The organism is Mycobacterium sp. Aquia_213, assembly GCF_026625985.1.
In the GTDB taxonomy this organism is placed as follows: domain Bacteria; phylum Actinomycetota; class Actinomycetes; order Mycobacteriales; family Mycobacteriaceae; genus Mycobacterium.
The window spans coordinates 1,193,412-1,210,065 of sequence record NZ_CP113116.1 but is presented as its reverse complement, the minus strand read 5'-3'; the positions used below and the strand labels follow the sequence as shown (position 1 = coordinate 1,210,065).

12 protein-coding genes and 1 tRNA gene are annotated in these 16,654 nt (G+C 67.9%); 5 read left to right on the top strand and 8 right to left on the bottom strand.

All coding sequences use genetic code 11. The annotated features are described in order from the left end of the window. Positions 1–6 precede the first annotated feature (6 nt). Complete coding sequence (locus LMQ14_RS05830) at positions 7–2,577, top strand: sensor histidine kinase (RefSeq protein ID WP_267733849.1); 2,571 nt, start codon at positions 7–9, stop codon at positions 2,575–2,577. After that, positions 2,574–3,254 (top strand): response regulator, encoded by a 681-nt coding sequence (locus LMQ14_RS05825; protein WP_267733848.1) that lies wholly within the window; start codon positions 2,574–2,576, stop codon positions 3,252–3,254. Before LMQ14_RS05830 ends, LMQ14_RS05825 begins: the two co-directional genes overlap by 4 nt. Before the next feature lie 73 nt (positions 3,255–3,327). On the opposite strand, the gene LMQ14_RS05820 is transcribed toward LMQ14_RS05825, so the two are convergent. The 7 genes from LMQ14_RS05820 to mfd form a co-directional block, all read right to left on the bottom strand. After that, the gene (locus LMQ14_RS05820; protein ID WP_267733847.1) at positions 3,328–4,272 is read right to left on the bottom strand and encodes a Ppx/GppA phosphatase family protein; all 945 of its coding nucleotides are present in this window, start codon (positions 4,270–4,272) and stop codon (positions 3,328–3,330) included. After that, positions 4,263–4,754, bottom strand: a complete 492-nt coding sequence (locus LMQ14_RS05815) for a DUF501 domain-containing protein (protein ID WP_267733846.1) — start codon at positions 4,752–4,754, stop codon at positions 4,263–4,265. The genes LMQ14_RS05820 and LMQ14_RS05815 overlap by 10 nt, the downstream gene beginning before the upstream one ends. Continuing rightward, positions 4,747–5,445 (bottom strand): FtsB family cell division protein, encoded by a 699-nt coding sequence (locus LMQ14_RS05810; RefSeq protein ID WP_267733845.1) that lies wholly within the window; start codon positions 5,443–5,445, stop codon positions 4,747–4,749. Before LMQ14_RS05810 ends, LMQ14_RS05815 begins: the two co-directional genes overlap by 8 nt. 35 nt (positions 5,446–5,480) lie before the next feature. Next, a complete protein-coding gene (gene eno / locus LMQ14_RS05805; RefSeq protein WP_267733844.1) occupies positions 5,481–6,770 on the bottom strand; it encodes a phosphopyruvate hydratase in 1,290 nt (429 codons plus the stop codon). 79 nt (positions 6,771–6,849) lie between these two features. After that, positions 6,850–7,581 carry a lytic transglycosylase domain-containing protein gene (locus tag LMQ14_RS05800; protein WP_267733843.1) on the bottom strand — a complete coding sequence of 244 codons (732 nt, stop codon included), beginning with the start codon at positions 7,579–7,581 and terminating at the stop codon, positions 6,850–6,852. 269 nt (positions 7,582–7,850) lie between these two features. After that, positions 7,851–9,008, bottom strand: coding sequence for a nucleoside triphosphate pyrophosphohydrolase (locus LMQ14_RS05795; protein WP_267733842.1), 1,158 nt, complete (start codon positions 9,006–9,008; stop codon positions 7,851–7,853). Next, positions 9,005–12,658 carry a transcription-repair coupling factor gene (mfd, locus tag LMQ14_RS05790; RefSeq protein WP_267733841.1) on the bottom strand — a complete coding sequence of 1,218 codons (3,654 nt, stop codon included), beginning with the start codon at positions 12,656–12,658 and terminating at the stop codon, positions 9,005–9,007. The genes LMQ14_RS05795 and mfd overlap by 4 nt, the downstream gene beginning before the upstream one ends. Positions 12,659–12,765: 107 nt before the next feature. On the opposite strand from mfd, the gene lysA reads away from it, so the two are divergent. Then, positions 12,766–14,106: a diaminopimelate decarboxylase gene (lysA, locus tag LMQ14_RS05785; RefSeq protein ID WP_267733840.1), complete on the top strand. Its 1,341-nt coding sequence runs from the start codon at positions 12,766–12,768 to the stop codon at positions 14,104–14,106. Positions 14,107–14,123: 17 nt separating this feature from the next. On the opposite strand, the gene LMQ14_RS05780 is transcribed toward lysA, so the two are convergent. Beyond that, the gene (locus tag LMQ14_RS05780) at positions 14,124–14,717 is read right to left on the bottom strand and encodes a TetR/AcrR family transcriptional regulator (RefSeq protein ID WP_267735371.1); all 594 of its coding nucleotides are present in this window, start codon (positions 14,715–14,717) and stop codon (positions 14,124–14,126) included. Positions 14,718–14,888: 171 nt separating this feature from the next. Here LMQ14_RS05780 and LMQ14_RS05775 point away from each other — a divergent pair. Both LMQ14_RS05775 and glmU read left to right on the top strand, forming a co-directional pair. Continuing rightward, a tRNA-Gln gene (locus LMQ14_RS05775) sits at positions 14,889–14,960 on the top strand. Positions 14,961–15,091: 131 nt separating this feature from the next. Continuing rightward, positions 15,092–16,555 (top strand): bifunctional UDP-N-acetylglucosamine diphosphorylase/glucosamine-1-phosphate N-acetyltransferase GlmU, encoded by a 1,464-nt coding sequence (glmU, locus tag LMQ14_RS05770; RefSeq protein ID WP_267733839.1) that lies wholly within the window; start codon positions 15,092–15,094, stop codon positions 16,553–16,555. The last annotated feature ends 99 nt before the right edge of the window (positions 16,556–16,654 follow it).

Below are 16,654 nucleotides of genomic sequence, written 5' to 3'. Positions count from 1 at the left end.
AGGGGGATGATGGTTGACGTGAGCGTCCACGACCACCATCCCAAACGCGGTGAGCTACGCATTTACCTTGGTGCGGCACCGGGGGTCGGCAAGACGTACGCGATGCTCGGCGAGGCGCACCGCCGCTTGGACCGCGGCACCGACCTGGTGGCGGCCGTCGTCGAGACCCATGGGCGAGCGAAAACCGCTGAGATGCTGCAGGGCATCGAAGTCATCCCCACCCGCTATATCGAATATCGCGGTGGCAGTTTCCCCGAACTCGACGTGCCGGCCGTGCTGGCCAGGCATCCGCAGGTGGTCCTGGTCGACGAGCTAGCTCACACCAACACGCCCGGCAGCAAGAATCACAAAAGGTGGCAGGACGTCGAGGAGCTGCTCGATGCCGGCATCACGGTGATCTCCACTGTCAACATCCAGCACCTGGAGAGCCTCAACGACGTCGTCGCACAAATCACCGGTATCGAACAGCAAGAGACGATACCGGATTCGATCGTCCGCCAGGCGGCCCAGGTCGAGCTCATCGACATCACGCCGGAGGCGCTGCAGCGCAGGCTATCCCACGGCAACGTCTATGCGCCGGAGCGGATCGACGCTGCGCTCTCGAATTACTTTCGCCGCGGAAACCTCACTGCGCTAAGGGAATTAGCGCTCCTATGGCTGGCCGATCAGGTGGACACCGCGCTGGCTAAGTACCGCGCGGAGAACAAGATCACCGATATGTGGGAGGCGCGCGAGCGGGTCGTCGTGGCCGTCACCGGTGGCCCGGAATCGGAAACGCTGGTGCGACGAGCATCGCGAATCGCGTCGAAATCCAGCGCCGAGCTGATGGTAGTGCACGTCATACGCGGTGACGGGCTAGCGGGTCTGTCGGAGCCCCGGATGGCCAAGATTCGCGAGCTGGCTAGCAGCTTGGACGCCTCGGTGCACACCGTCGTCGGCGACGATGTACCCACGGCGCTGCTCGACTTCGCCCGCGAGATGAACGCGACCCAGTTGGTCATCGGAACTTCCCGCCGGTCGCGGTGGGCGCGGATATTCGAGGAGGGCATCGGCACGACCGTTGTCCAGCAATCGGGCAAGATCGACGTGCACATCGTCACGCATGATGAATCCAAACGCGGCTTTCACCTAGGCGCACTCGCGCCCCGAGAGCGGCGCGTCGCGTCGTGGTGCGCGGCTTTTATCGTCCCGTCGGTAATCTGCGCCGTCACGGTGACCATGCTCGACTCCTATCTGGACACCGGCGGCGAGAGCGCGTTGTTCTTCGTGGGCGTCCTGCTGGTGGGACTGCTGGGAGGCGTTGCCCCGGCAGCTCTTTCGGCGGTGCTGTCCGGGCTCCTGCTGAACTACTACCTGATCGCTCCGCGACACAGCTTCACGATCGCCGAACCCAACAGCGCCATCACCGAATTGGTGCTGTTGCTGATTGCCGTTGCCGTCGCGGTCCTTGTCGACGGCGCCACGAAACGCACCCGAGAAGCGCGACGCGCCTCCCAAGAGGCCGAACTGCTGACGCTGTTCGCGGGATCGGTGCTGCGTGGCGCCGACCTGGAGACGCTGCTCGAGCGGGTGCGCGAGACCTACTCACAGCGCGCGGTCAGCATGGTGCGCGAGCCCGACGAGGAGGACCGCGCCGCCGGCAGGAAGGGCTACATCGTCGCCTGCGTGGGCAAAGATCCTTGTGTGACAGTCGATTCCGCCGATACCGCGATCGAGGTCGGCGACGACGAGTTCTGGATGCTGATGGCGGGAAGGAAGCTGTCCGCCCGTGATCGCCGGGTGCTCACCGCGGTCGCCAAGCAAGCCGTGGGCCTGATCCGGCAGGGCCAACTGGCAGAGGAAGCCAGCCGGGCCGAAGCGATCGGGCGGGCCGACGAGCTGCGACGCTCGCTGCTCTCGGCGGTCAGCCATGACCTGCGCACACCGCTGGCGGCGGCCAAGGTCGCGGTCTCCAGCTTGCGGGCCGACGACGTCGCGTTCTCCCCCGAAGACACCGCGGAATTGCTGGCCACCATTGAGGAATCGATCGACCAGCTCACCGCGCTGGTTGGCAACCTGCTCGACTCCTCGCGTCTGGCCGCCGGCGTGGTGCGCCCGGATCTGAGCCCGGTGTATCTGGAGGAGACTGTGCAACGTGCGCTGGTCAGTATTGGCAAGGGCGCCACCGGCTTTTATCGATCCGCGATTGACCGCGTCAAGGTCGATGTCGGTGATGCGGTGGTGATGGCTGACGCGGGCCTACTCGAACGGGTTCTCGCTAACCTGATAGACAACGCGTTGCGCTACGCACCCAATTGCGTAGTTCGGGTCAATGCGGGAAGGGTGGGTGATCGAGTCCTGGTCAACGTCATCGATGAAGGTCCCGGAATCCCCAAGGGGGCCGAGGATGGGATCTTCGAAGCCTTCCAGCGGCTCGGCGATCACGACAACACCACTGGCGTGGGCCTGGGAATGTCGGTGGCGCGCGGCTTCGTCGAAGCCATGGGAGGCACCATCGCGGCCGGCGATACGCCGGGGGGTGGACTCACCGTCGTCGTGGACTTGGCCGCGCCGCCGCAACCGATTGGGGTCCGATGACCCGGGTCTTGGTGATCGATGACGAGCCGCACATCCTGCGTGCGCTGCGTATCAACTTGTCGGTGCGCGGCTACGAGGTCGTCACCGCCGCAACCGGTGCCGGCGCCCTGCGCGCCGCGGCCGAACACAAACCCGACGTGGTGATCCTCGATCTGGGGCTGCCCGACATCTCGGGTATCGAGGTGCTCGCCGGTCTACGCGGGTGGCTGACGGCGCCGGTGATCGTATTGTCCGCGCGCACCGATTCCTCCGACAAGGTCGAGGCGCTGGACGCCGGGGCCGACGACTATGTCACGAAACCGTTTGGGATGGACGAGTTTCTGGCTCGGCTGCGGGCCGCGGTGCGCCGTAATGCCGCCGCCTCCGAGATGGACGAGCCGGTGATCGAAACCGATGCTTTCACCGTCGACCTGGCCGCCAAGAAGGTCACCAAGAACGGCGCCGAGGTGCACCTCACCCCGACCGAATGGGGCATGCTCGAGGTGCTGGTGCGCAATCGCGGCAAGCTGGTCGGCCGCGAGGAATTACTCAAAGAGGTGTGGGGCCCGGCGTATGCCACCGAAACCCATTATCTGCGTGTATATCTCGCTCAGCTGCGGCGCAAACTCGAAGACGACCCGTCGCATCCCAAACACCTGCTGACCGAATCGGGTATGGGCTACCGCTTCGAGGCCTGAGTGTGCACCCAGGGCGTCGAGTGTGCGACCAGGTCGACATCAGCGCACACTCGACCGCCGGCGCACAACGGTGCTAGTGCGCGATCGACAGCACGATGCCGTCGAGGATGTCGTGCTCGCTGACCGTCAGCTCGTCGATGCCTGCCCGGGCGCGCAACTCACGCGCCAGCTCCTGCACCACGATGGCGCCGCCGCCGATCACATCGGCGCGGCCCTCGTGCATCGGGGGCAGCGCCAAACGCTGGGATCGCGTCATGCCGATCAGCGTCTCGCACACCGACATCAAATCATCGCCGGTGACCCGCGAAAGGTGAATGGCCGCAACATCGTACGTCGTCATATTGTGTGCCAGCGCCGACAACGTGGTCATCGTGCCGGCCAGTCCGACCCAGGTCCGGGCTCCCTCAACGGGCACGGCGCGCAGCGCGGGCTCGAGCCGCTGGCGCACGAACTGACGCGCCGCGTCCACTTCCTCAGGTGTCGGCGGGTCGGAGTGCAGGCAGCGCTCGGTCAAGCGCACGCAGCCGATGTCGGCCGAGTAGCTCGCCACGACCTGGTCGACGCCCAGCACGATCTCGGTTGACCCGCCGCCCAAGTCTACGACGACGAAAGGTCCACGGGCGCTGTCTAATTCGCCCACCGCGCCGCGAAAGGACAGCCCGGCCTCCTCGGCTCCGGTAATCACCTCGGCCACCGCGCCGGGCAGCACACCGCCCAGCACGTCGGCCGTCATCGCGAAGAAGACATCGCGATTGCTGACGTCGCGGGCGGCCGAGGTGGCAACCATCCGAACCCACTCGACGCCATGGGTTCTCATCAGGTCCGCGTAGTCGACCAGCGCGGCCCTGGTCCGCTCGATTGCCTCCGGCGCAAACTGACCCGTGGCGTCGACGCCCTGGCCCAGGCGCACGATCCGCGTCTCGCGGTGCACGTCGCGCAGCCGCCCGTCCGAGACGTCGGCGATCAGCAACCGAATCGAGTTGGTGCCACAGTCGACACCGGCCGCCCTCAGCGCCACAACTCACCATCCAGCACCCCGGCCATGGCCGGCTCGGCGGCAAGCAGCGCCACCGCCTCGTCACCGAAAGGATTGACCCCCGGCCCCTTGGCCAGCGAATGCGCGATCAGCACGTGCAGGCACTTGACCCGGTCCGGCATGCCGCCGCCGGAGAACGTGGTCCCGAGCGGTTCGATCGCGTCGCGCTCGGCCAGATACGACTCGTGAGCCCGCCGATAGGCGGCGGCCAGTTCGGCGTCGGTCCCCAAACGCTCGGTCATCTCCCGCATCAGTCCGGTCGTCTCCAGCCTGCTCGCGGCCGCGGTGAGCGCCGGATGCGTCAGGTAGTACAACGTCGGAAACGGGGTTCCGTCAGGAAGTTTCGGCGCGGTCTTCACCACGCCGGGCTCGCCGTTGGGGCATCGGTAGGCGATTTCCAGCACACCGCGGGGCTCGCGACCGAGCTGGCGTGCCACCGCTTCCAGGTCGGCACGATCAACCACCGGGAGTCGTGGGCTTCGGTGATTCCGGCGGCGGGGCGGGCTGCCCGGGCTCGGCCGGCGGGGGGGCCGGGGCATTGGCGGGCGGCAGGTGCGGGGCGTCGGCGATGGTATGCCACAGCGAGGAGTACCACGGCGCGTTGTTCGCCGGTTTCGCCGTCTCGGCGCCCGGCTGCGGAGACGCCGCCGCGGCCGCCGGCAGCTGGACCTGGAACGGCGTGTCCCCGGGCATCACGAACCCCAGGCGTTCGCGGGCCTGCGCCGCGATATAGGCCGGGTCGCCGAGCTTGACCTTCTTCTGCTCGAGGTCGGCGATCTGACGGCGCAGCGCGGCTTCGCTGGCCGTCAGCTGAGACATCTCGGTGCGCTGCGCGAAATAAGTACGCACCGGGCCCGCGATCGTCAACGTCAGCACGCAGACCACCGCGGCCAGCACCGCCGCGCGCCGGGCGGTGAAACCCATCCGCTGCTCGGACCGTTGTTCGACGGACTCGGCGATCTGCCGCTTGATGGGTTCGACGATGTGCTCGGCCGTCGTCCGGGCAGCGGCGGCGTTCTGCGCGAGTTTCGACGCGCGCGACGACGGCTTGGACGACGGTTTGGCGGCCCGACCGCGCCGAACCGAATCGCCGGCTTTCCCCGGGCGCGATGCCGGGGAGCGGCGCTTCGGATCTGGGCGTTTCGCGTCGGGCATCGTCGACCTAGCCGCGTTTCCCGTTGACTGTCAAGCTATTTCACATCCAGTGCGTAGCGCGGGAAGGCCAGATCGCCGGCATAGCGGGCCGCGTCGCCGAGGGCTTCCTCGATGCGCAGCAGCTGGTTGTATTTGGCGACCCGCTCGCTGCGGGCGGGCGCGCCGGTCTTGATCTGTCCGCTGCCGACGGCGACCGCCAGGTCGGCGATCGTGGTGTCCTCGGTCTCGCCGCTGCGGTGGCTCATCATCGTGCGGTACCCGCTGTGGTGAGCCAGCGCGACGGCGTCCAGCGTCTCGGTCAGCGTGCCGATTTGATTCACCTTGACCAGAAGCGCATTGGCGGCGCCGCGTTCGATGCCTTCTTCCAGGCGCTCCGGGTTGGTGACGAACAGGTCGTCGCCGACCACCTGGACTCGGTCACCGATGGCCGTCGTCAGCGCCACCCAGCCGTCCCAGTCGTCCTCGGAAAGCGGATCCTCGAGGGAGACCAGCGGGTAGGAGTCCAGCAGTCCCGCGTAGAACTCGGACATCTGCTCGGCGCTGCGGGTCTCCTTCTCGAAGCTGTAACCCTGTCCCTCGGTGAAGAATTCGGTCGCAGCCACATCGAGGGCCAGCGCCACGTCGGTCCCCGCCTTGAAGCCCGTCGCTTCGATGGCCGACAGGATCAGGTCGAGCGCCGCCTTGGTGCCGGCCACATCGGGCGCGAAACCGCCCTCGTCGCCGAGACCGGTGCTCAGGCCCTGCTTCTTGAGCACCGACTTCAGCGAGTGGTAAACCTCGGCCCCCCAGCGCAGCGCCTCCTTGAAGCTCGGCGCGCCGATCGGCGCGACCATGAACTCCTGGACATCGACCCCGGTGTCGGCATGCGCGCCGCCGTTGAGGATGTTCATCATCGGCACCGGCAGGATGTGCGCGTTCGGCCCGCCGAGGTAGCGGAACAGCGGCAGCTCGGCCGAATCGGCGGCCGCCTTGGCGACGGCCAGCGACACACCCAGAATCGAGTTGGCACCGAGCCGCGACTTGTCCGGGGTGCCGTCGAGATCCACCAGCGCCTGGTCGACCAGGCGCTGGTCGTCGGCGTTGAGCCCGATCACGGCCGGGCCGATCTCGTCGAGCACGGCCTGTACCGCCTTGTCCACGCCCTTGCCGCCGTAACGCTCGCCGCCGTCGCGCAGCTCGACGGCCTCGTGCTCCCCGGTCGACGCGCCGGACGGCACCGCCGCGCGGGCAAAGGTTCCGTCGATCAGGGCTATCTCGACCTCGACGGTCGGGTTACCTCGGGAATCGAGGATCTCGCGGGCCCCGACCTGCTCGATAATCGGCACTAGGATCTCCTTGCGTCGTAGCTGATGGCGCGCTCCGGGCCGGCCTTTAGCCTAAAGCCTGGGTCAGCGATTCATCCTGCTACAGCGGGTGACCCGCCGCATAGGCGGTCGCCCAGTCGCGGACGGCGCGCGCGTAGACGCCGGAGTTGTTGTAGGCCCGCAGCGCGGTGACCCATCCCCGGGCCGTCGCGAGATCCTTTCCGCGCCAACACAAGTAACCCGCCGCCGCCAGGGCAGCGTCGTCGATGTTGTCCGGGCTCAGCCGACCGTCGTTGTGGGCGTCGACCCCGTACAAGCGCCACGTCTCCGGGATGAATTGCATCGGGCCCATCGCGCGCGCTACCGCGGGCTGACTGTCGGTGGTGTCTTGCGCGGCGTCGACGATGCGCAGGTTGCCGCCGCTGCCGTCCAGCTGCACACCCCGGATGGGTGGGCTCACATCCCCATTCGGCGCCAGCGTCGAGCCCCGGTAGGTGCCGTGGTGGCTTTCGACCTGGCCGATGCCCGCCAGCGTGGTCCAGGCGATATGGCACTTCGGGTTTTCCACCTCGGCGACTCGGGCGGCATACGCGTAGGCCTCCAATGCGATGACCGGGATCTCCAGGGCCGCTGCGCGTGGCAGCGCCCAGGCTCGTAACTGGTCCGCGGGCCGACCGCTGGCATGGGTGTTCACCGCCGGTACGGGATCTCCGAACGGCGGCGGCACGCCCGCGGGGATGAAGAGACTGAGCTGCCAGGTGCAGCTGGACGCCAGAAGCATCGCGGTCGCGCCGATCACGGCGGCCGCGCGCACCCAACGCCTCGGCGACACCACGTTCCCCTCAACTTCCCCTACATCAACGTCACCCAATGATTATCGTCCCATGCCCTTTCGCCGTGACCGGTTACGTCGAGCCGGCACACCCGGTTTCAGCCAATGTATCGATTAGCTGCTGCCTACCGTGGCTAGCAAAGCGCGAGCGATGCCGACCAGTGGGATTCACCAACTCACGAGCCACATTACCTGTCGTGACCACGCAAAACGGCAAACATCGCGGCGAGCGCCGGTCGGCAAACCCGCGAGCGCGATCTAAATCGGGATCAGCCTCGGTCTCGATCCCGCTTGGAGTTTTTGCCGGACCTCTTGGACTCCTTGCCGGCCGCACCGACGTCCTCGGGTTCATCGTCGTCGGACTCGTCATCGTCGGACTCGTCGTCGTCCGAATCGTCTTCCGAGTTGTCTTCGGAGTCCTCGGCGTCGGCGTCCTCGGCGACCGCGTCCGCCGCACCGGAATCGTCGGATTCCCCCGGCTCGACGTCGTCGGCCACGTCGGATGGCCAGTGCTCGCGCCACTCCCCCTCGGTGACCTCGCCCAGCGGAGCCACGTCGAGTTCTTCCGGCACGCTGTCCCCGCGGCGTGTGGCGGCTATCGACCTCTCCACCGCGCGGACCGTGTCCACGAACTCCAAAACCGCTGTGCGCAAGAAGTTTTCCGCATCGACGTCGGCCAATACGGAGATCACGGTGATCTCGTCGGGGATCAGGTCGGTGGGCAGCCCGGCCGCGTGCGCGCGCTGAATCACCTTCTGCGCCAACGCTAACGCCGGCTGACCGGTATGGACGTCATCCATCACCGAATTGCGGGGTTTCTCGGCAGCCTTACGCTCTTCCCATTGAGCCAGTTGTTCTTCGAGCGAAATCGATTGGCCCGCAAGCACTCCCGGCACCCGATTGCCCAGCTTGCGCATCAGCGTGGCGGCGACGTCGTCGATGTCGAACGGGAATTGCCGCGCCTCCTCGGCGATCCGGGCGTGGAACAGGACCTGCAGCAACACATCGCCGAGTTCCTCGCACAGCTGGTCGGCATTGCCGCTGCGGACCGCGTCCAGCAGCTCGTAGGTCTCCTCGAGCAGGAACCGGCGCAGCGAGTCGTGGGTTTGCTCGCTTTCCCACGGTCCGGCGGTGCGCAGTTTGTCCATCATCGCGACGGCATCCACCAGACGTTCACCGCGCGGCGTGTCCGGCGCCGAGATCAACCGGGCTCCCGCGGCCAACCGCGCGGTCACCGCGGGGTGGTCGGGGTCCGACGACAGCAACACCGGCGCGTCGTCCCCGGTGTCGACCGGGCGCGCGGAGGACAGCGACCAGGGCACCGCGACGGGCATCTCCTCGGTGTATTGAATCTCGCCGGTGAGGTACTCGATCGCCTGCAGCGGCACCAGCGACGGACGGCGCGGGTCGAACAAGACGACGATCATCGCGCTTGCCGCTCCTCCCTCGACGTCGGTGCGGGTGCACTCGTTATACCAATTTCTTGCTGCGGTTTCCCTTGCAGGGCCGTCACCAAGTTGGCCACCATCTGCACCAACTCGACATCGCGAAGCCGCGGTGCGCCCACGCCGCCGGCTCGCGGAATCGGAACCTGCACCGTGGACGTCGTGGCGCGGTAGTTAGCGGCCGGGTACATCCGCTTGAGCCGCACCTGGGCAGAATCTAGCAGCGTGACCGGCGACAGCCGCACCGTCGCCGCAGATGGGGCCGATACTTCGGTGATGCCGAAGGCGCGGCACAGCAGCCGCAAGCGCGCCACGGCCACCAGTCGCAGGGCCGGTTCGGGCAACGCCCCGTAGCGATCGGTGAGCTCCTCCACGACGGCGTCGACGGCCGCGTCGTCGGCCGCGCCGGCCAGGCGCCGATAACCCTCCAGCCGGAGCCGGTCACTGGCGATGTAGTCCGGTGGCAGGTGTGCGTCCACCGGAAGGTCGATGCGCACATCCTTGGGCTCTTCGGGGCTGAGGACGGTTTGGCCATCGGCCGCGGCCCGGTACGCCTCGACGGCCTCGCCCACCAACCTCACGTACAGGTCGAAGCCCACCCCGGCGACGTGCCCGGACTGCTCGACACCCAGCACGTTGCCGGCGCCGCGGATCTCGAGGTCCTTCAGCGCGACCGCCATGCCGGCGCCCAGTTCGTTGTTCTGCGCGATGGTCGCCAACCGGTCGTAGGCCGTCTCGGTCAGCGGCACCTGCGGCGGATAGAGGAAGTAGGCGTAGCCCCGTTCGCGGCTGCGGCCGACCCGGCCCCGCAGCTGGTGCAGCTGGGAGAGCCCGAAGGTGTCGGCGCGCTCCACGATCAGGGTGTTCGCGTTGGAGATGTCCAGGCCGGTCTCCACGATCGTGGTGCAGACCAGGACGTCGTGTTCGCGGTTCCAGAACCCCTCGACGGTGCGTTCCAACAGGTCCTCGGGCATCTGCCCGTGCGCGACGACGACGCGCGCCTCGGGCACCAGCTCGCGCACCCGGGCAGCGGTCGCGTCGATGGAGCTGACCCGGTTGTGCACATAGAAGGCCTGCCCGTCGCGCAGCAGCTCACGGCGCAGCGCGGCGGCGATCTGCTTTTCCTCCTGCGGGCCGACGTAGGTCAGCACCGGATAGCGCTCCTCGGGCGGCGTCAGGATCGTCGACATCTCGCGGATCCCGGCCAGGCTCATCTCCAGGGTGCGCGGGATCGGCGTGGCGCTCATGGTCAGCACGTCGACATGGGTGCGCAGCGACTTGATGTGCTCCTTATGCTCGACGCCGAAGCGCTGCTCCTCGTCGACCACCACCAGCCCCAGGTCCTTCCACCGCACCCCGGTCTGCAGCAGCCGGTGCGTGCCGATCACGACGTCCACCGACCCGTCGGCCAGGCCGTCGATCACGGTGCGGGACTCGGTCGTGTCGGTGAACCGGGACAGCCCCTTGACCGTCACCGGGAAGCCGGCCATCCGGTCGGTGAACGTCTGCAGATGCTGGTCGGCCAGCAGCGTGGTGGGCACCAGGACGGCGACCTGCTTGCCGTCCTGCACCGCCTTGAACGCCGCCCGCACCGCGATCTCGGTCTTGCCGTAGCCGACGTCGCCACAGATCACCCGGTCCATCGGGATCGGCTTTTCCATGTCGGCCTTGACCTCGGTGATCGCGGTCAGCTGGTCGACGGTCTCGGTGAAACCGAACGCGTCTTCCATCTCGGCCTGCCAGGGGGTGTCCGGCGCGAACGCGTGTCCCGCGCTGGCCTGCCGCTTGGCGTACAGCGACACCAGCTCGCCGGCGATCTCACGCACGGCGCGCCGCGCCTTGGTCTTGGTGTTGGTCCAATCGCTGCCGCCCAGCCGGCTCAGCGCCGGTGCTTGACCGCCGACATACCGGGACAGCTGGTCGAGCGAGTCCATCGGGACGTACAGCTTGTCGGCCTGTTGCCCCCGCTTACTCGAGGCGTATTCCAGCACCAGGTATTCGCGCCGGGCGCCGCCGACGGTGCGCTCGACCATCTCCACGAACCGCCCGATGCCGTGCTGGTCGTGCACCACCAGGTCGTCCGCGGTCAGCGCCAGCGGGTCGACGGTGTTGCGCCGCTTGGCCGCCAGGCGCTTACCGTCGACGGCAGTGGCCCGGCTGCCGGTCAGGTCGGCTTCGGTGATGACGACCAGGTTGGCGCCCGGTATGACCACGCCGCCATGCAGCGGACCCTTGAGCACCCCGACAACGCCGGGCTTGGGCGCCGCGCCGCATTCCAGCATCGCGGCCGGGGTGTCGGATTCGGCCAGCCGCTCCACGACACGGTGTGCGGTGCCGGTGCCCGGCGCGACGATCACGCCGTATCCGCCGGTCAAGACGTGGGCGCGCAGCATCGCGAAGATGCCCTCGATGTCGTGCTGATGTCCACGCGCCGACGGCGCCGCCCGGACGTCCAGCTCCACCGCCGCCTCGTCGGACAGCTGGCTCAGCGTCCACCACGGATGCCCGGACCGGTCCGCGGCGGCCTGTACGTCGTCCAACTCCGCGAAGCCCGACCCGCCCAGCTGCTCGACATCGACGGGAGCGTCAGTCCCCATCGCGGCCACCGACCAGGACGCCTCCAGGAATTCACGGCCGGTCTTGATCAGATCGGCGGCCCTGGTCCGCACCTTTTCCGGGTCACACAACAACACCGGCGTCCCCTCGGCCAGCTGTTCGACCAGCAGCGCGTGGTCGTCGGGCTTCAGGACGGGAAGCAGCGCCTCCATCCCGTCGACCGGGATGCCTTCGGCCAGCTTGGCCAGCATCTCGGAGACGCTGCCGGTGATCGCGTTCTCGCCGGTCGGGTGTTGTGCGACCAACTCGGCGGCGCGAGCCCGCACGTCGTCGGTCAGCAGCAATTCGCGGCAGGCGACTGCGACGAGCGTCTCGATCTCGACCTCGGGGATCGAGCGCTGATCGGCGACCGAGAACATCCGCATCTCGCTGACCTCGTCGCCCCAGAACTCGATGCGCACCGGGTGTTCGGCGGTGGGCGCGAAGACGTCGAGAATGCCGCCGCGCACGGCGAATTCGCCGCGCCTGCCGACCATGTCGACCCGGGTGTAGGCCAGCGCGACCAGCCGGGCGATCACTTCCTCGAAGCCGATCTCCTGACCGGCGCGCAGGGTGACCGGCTCCTGATGGCCCAGCCGCGGGGCCATTGGCTGCAGCAGCGAGCGCGCCGCGGTCACCACTACCCGTAGCGGCGGGCCCAGCCGGGTGTCGTCGGGGTACGCCAGCCGGCGCAGCACCATCAGGCGAGTGCCCACCGTGTCGACGCCGGGCGAGAGCCGCTCATGCGGCAGCGTCTCCCAGGACGGGAAGACGGCCACCGCAGTGCCGAAGACGCCGCGCAGTTCGGCGGCGAGGTCGTCGGCTTCGCGCCCGGTGGCGGTGACCACCAGCAGGGAACCCTGCTGCGCCAGCGCGCTGGCCACGAACAAGCGGGCGCCGGCCGGGCCAACCAGGTTCATTTCGGCGGGCCGAGCAGACGCGTTCTCGACGAGCTGCTGGAAGGTGGGCGCCGTCAGCGCTAGATCAACGAGCCCCGCGATCGGGGTTTCTGGGCGAGCAGGCCCCGGTGCGGTCATGATGCACCCATTCTAGGTGCGCCGAACATCGTCAATTTTGCCCCTGGGGCCGTCAAAGGATCGTAAGGATCGCGCCATCCGGTGCTGGCCGGGCGCACTTTGAAGTCATGACATTGCTTGACATGCTGCCCTCCATTGGTCGGGCGGCACCCCGACGGCTGGATCCCGCGATCTGGCCTGTCACTACACATTCCGACGAGGAAGGCCGGCTCTGCATCGGCGACATTCCCCTGTCGGACATCGCCGACGAGTTCCACACCCCCACCTACGTCATCGACGAAACCGACTTCCGCTACCGTGCCCGTCGCTACCGCAAGGTGTTGCGCGGCGTCGAGATCGTCTACGCCGGTAAGTCGCTGCTGACAACGGCGGTGGCACGCTGGGCCCGCGAAGAAGGCCTGGGCGTCGACGTCTGCTCGGCCGGTGAGCTGGCCGTCGCGTTGGCCGGCGGTGTGGACCCGGCCCGGATCATCATGCACGGCAACGCGAAATCACCCGACGAGTTGCAGGACGCGGTTAACGCCGGGGTCGGTCGCATCGTGCTGGATTCCTGCATCGAGATCGCCTACTTGGCGGGATGCGCCCGCAAGAGCCAGCCGGTGCTGATCCGGGTGACCCCGGACATCGACATCCACGGGCACCGCGCGGTCACCACCGGCATCAGCGACCAGAAATTCGGCTTCACCCTCGCCGAGGACCACGCCGCCGAGGCGGTGAAGCGGGTGCTGGCGCACCCGATCCTCGACCTGGTCGGGCTGCACTGCCATATCGGCTCGCAGGTCACCGACCCCGCCCTGTACGGCGAGGCCATCCACCGGATGATCGCCGCGATGGCCGATATCCGCGCCCGGCACGGCGTCATCCTCACCGAGCTGAACATCGGCGGTGGCCACGCCATCCCCTATATCCCGAGCGATCGCGAACTCAACATCGATGACCTGGCCGTCGTCATCGAAGACGCGCTGGACGAGGCCTGCGCCGCCGAGCACTTCCCGCGGCCGACCCTGGTGGTGGAACCCGGTCGCGCCATCAGCGGCCGGGCCGGCGTGACGCTATATCGCGTCTGCTCGGTCAAGACGCAGCCGGGTGGGCGCACCTTCGTCGCGGTCGACGGCGGGATGAGCGACAACCCGCGGGTGTCGTTGTACGGCGCGCAGTACACGGTCACGTTGGCCAACCGTCATTCCGTGGGGCCCAAGCAGCGGGTCACGGTCGCCGGCCGGCACTGTGAGGCGGGCGACGAGATCGCCCGCGATATCGAGCTGCCGGTGGACCTGCATCCCGGCGACCTGCTGGCCGTGGCGTGCACCGGCTCCTATCACCACAGCATGGCGTCGAACTACAACATGGTGTGCCGGCCGCCGCTGGTGGCCGTCAAGGACGGACGGGTCCGCCAACTGATTCGCCGGGAGACGGTCGCCGACCTGCTGTCGCGCGACTGCGGTTGAATTCGGCCCCTCGGGGCCTATTCGTCTTGCAGTCGGGGGTCGGATTCCAGATGAGTCAGGCCGTTCCACATCAGGTTGACCAGGTGCGCGGCCACGACCTCCTTCTTGGGCTCCCGGGTGTCGAGCCACCACTGCGCGGTCATCGACACCGAGCCCACCAACGCCTGGGCGTACAGCGGCGCCAGGTCCGGATCCAGGCCGCGGCGGGCGAAGTCGCCGGCCAGGATCGAACTGACCTGGCTGACGGCGTCGTTGAGCAGGCTGGAATACGTGCCGGCGCTGATCGAGGCCGGCGAGTCGCGGATCATGATCCGGAAGCCGTCGGTGCGTTCCTCGACGTAGGTGAGCAATGCCAGCGCGACGCGCTCGACCCGCACCCGGGACCGGTTGTTGGTCAGCGACGAGGTGATGCCGTCCAGCAGCGCCGACATCTCGCGGTCGACGACGACGGCGTACAGGCCCTCCTTGCCGCCGAAATGCTCGTAGACGACCGGCTTGGACACGTTGGCCCGCTGCGCGATCTCCTCGATCGAGGCGCCCTCGTAGCCGCGTTCGGCGAATAGCGAGCGCGCGATGCCGATCAGCTGGTGTCGGCGCTCGCTGCCGGTCATCCGGGCGCGCGGCGCGCGGACTTCTTTATCCGGGGCTGCCACGTCAACCAGGGTATCGGTTTGGCCTGGTGAAATTGCCCGGGTTTCCCTGCGGGCCGCTAATGACTTCCGCACCGTCTAAAGTCTTGGTGGCGCGGTTGGCGGTTAGCCGCCGTCGGCCGAGATCTGCAGTCCGTCGTGGTGTAATCGGCAGCACCTCTGATTTTGGTTCAGATAGTTCAGGTTCGAGTCCTGGCGACGGAGCTTCGGTTGCTTGTCTTACCAGGGCACGGGGTAGAGGATTTTTGCCACCGGTGCAGGTGAAATGACAGTCTTGACGACGTGGCGGCGCTTCGGCGTTCCGCCTCGCGTGGGATACAGCACGAGGAGAGTCGATGTCGTTTGGCGGTGACACTGCGGTCCTGGTGTTAGCGGCCGGGCCCGGCACCCGGATGCGCTCGGACACCCCGAAGGTGCTGCACACCCTGGCCGGCCGCAGCATGTTGTCGCATTCGCTGCACGCGATCACCAAGGTGGCACCACAGCGTCTGGTCGTGGTGCTGGGCCATGAGCACGAGCGCATCGCGCCGATCGTCGCCGACCTCGCCGACACTCTCGGCCGTCCCATCGACGTCGCCCTGCAGGACCGTCCCCGCGGCACCGGCCATGCCGCACTCTGCGGCCTGTCCGCGCTGCCGGAGGACTACGCCGGCGTCGTCGTGATCACCTCGGGCGACACCCCGCTGCTGGATTCCGACACTCTCGCCGACCTGATCGCGACGCACAACGCGATGTCGGCCGCGGCGACGGTGCTGACCACCACGCTGCACGATCCCTTCGGCTACGGCCGCATCCTGCGCACCCAGGACGACGAAGTGATGGCGATCGTCGAGGAAGCCGACGCGACCGCCTCGCAGCGCAAGATCGGCGAGGTCAATGCCGGCGTCTACGCCTTCGACGTCACCGCTTTGCGGTCGGCGCTGGGCCGGCTGAGCTCCAACAACGCCCAGCAGGAGCTCTACCTCACCGACGTCATCGCCATCCTGCGCGGCGACGGCCGGCCCGTGCATGCCCGGCACGTCGACGACAGCGCGCTGGTGGCCGGCGTGAACAACCGCGTCCAGCTCGCCCAGCTCGGCGCCGAACTCAACCGCCGCATCGTCGCCGCCCACCAGATGGCCGGGGTAACCGTGATCGATCCGGCCACCACCTGGATCGACGTCGACGTGACGATCGGTCGCGACACCGTCGTGCACCCGGGTACCCAGCTGCTCGGCCGCACCCAGATCGGCGGCGGCTGCGTCGTCGGACCGGACACCACACTCGCCGACGTCACCGTCGCCGACGGCGCCTCCGTGATCCGGACGCACGGCGAGTCGGCGGCGATCGGTAGCGGCGCCACGGTCGGCCCGTACACCTACCTGCGGCCCGGCACGGTGCTGGGAGCCGACGGCAAGCTGGGTGCGTTCGTCGAGGTCAAGAACTCCAACATCGGGACCGGCACCAAGGTGCCGCATCTGACCTACGTCGGCGACGCCGACATCGGCGAGCACAGCAACATCGGCGCGTCCAGCGTGTTCGTCAACTACGACGGCACGACCAAGCGGCGCACCACCGTCGGCTCGCATGTCCGCACCGGTTCGGACACCATGTTCGTGGCACCGGTGACCGTCGGTGACGGGGCCTACACCGGGGCGGGCACCGTGTTGCGTGACGACGTGCCGCCGGGGGCGCTGGCGGTTTCCGCGGGCCCGCAACGCAACATCGAGAACTGGGTGCAACGGAAACGTCCAGGCAGCGCCGCCGCGGAAGCCGCGGACAAGGCCGCCCAGCAAGCTTCGCAGCCGGAATCCGAATAGACACCATGAATTTGGTGTCTGGCAACCCGGCCATCGTTCCGTACGATTCGCTACGTACGATGAGCACTTCCATTTCGATCCCGATACGGCGGGGGCAGC

Excerpts from the sequence above, each read along its gene's own strand:
- lysA (WP_267733840.1), top strand. The coding sequence starts at position 12,766 with ATGACATTGCTTGACATGCTGCCCTCCATTGGTCGGGCGGCACCCCGA.
- LMQ14_RS05830 (WP_267733849.1), top strand. The coding sequence starts at position 7 with ATGATGGTTGACGTGAGCGTCCACGACCACCATCCCAAACGCGGTGAG.
- mfd (WP_267733841.1), bottom strand. The coding sequence starts at position 12,658 with ATGACCGCACCGGGGCCTGCTCGCCCAGAAACCCCGATCGCGGGGCTC.
- glmU (WP_267733839.1), top strand. The coding sequence starts at position 15,092 with ATGTCGTTTGGCGGTGACACTGCGGTCCTGGTGTTAGCGGCCGGGCCC.
- LMQ14_RS05810 (WP_267733845.1), bottom strand. The coding sequence starts at position 5,445 with ATGCCCGACGCGAAACGCCCAGATCCGAAGCGCCGCTCCCCGGCATCG.
- LMQ14_RS05825 (WP_267733848.1), top strand. The coding sequence starts at position 2,574 with ATGACCCGGGTCTTGGTGATCGATGACGAGCCGCACATCCTGCGTGCG.
- LMQ14_RS05795 (WP_267733842.1), bottom strand. The coding sequence starts at position 9,008 with ATGATCGTCGTCTTGTTCGACCCGCGCCGTCCGTCGCTGGTGCCGCTG.
- LMQ14_RS05780 (WP_267735371.1), bottom strand. The coding sequence starts at position 14,717 with ATGACCGGCAGCGAGCGCCGACACCAGCTGATCGGCATCGCGCGCTCG.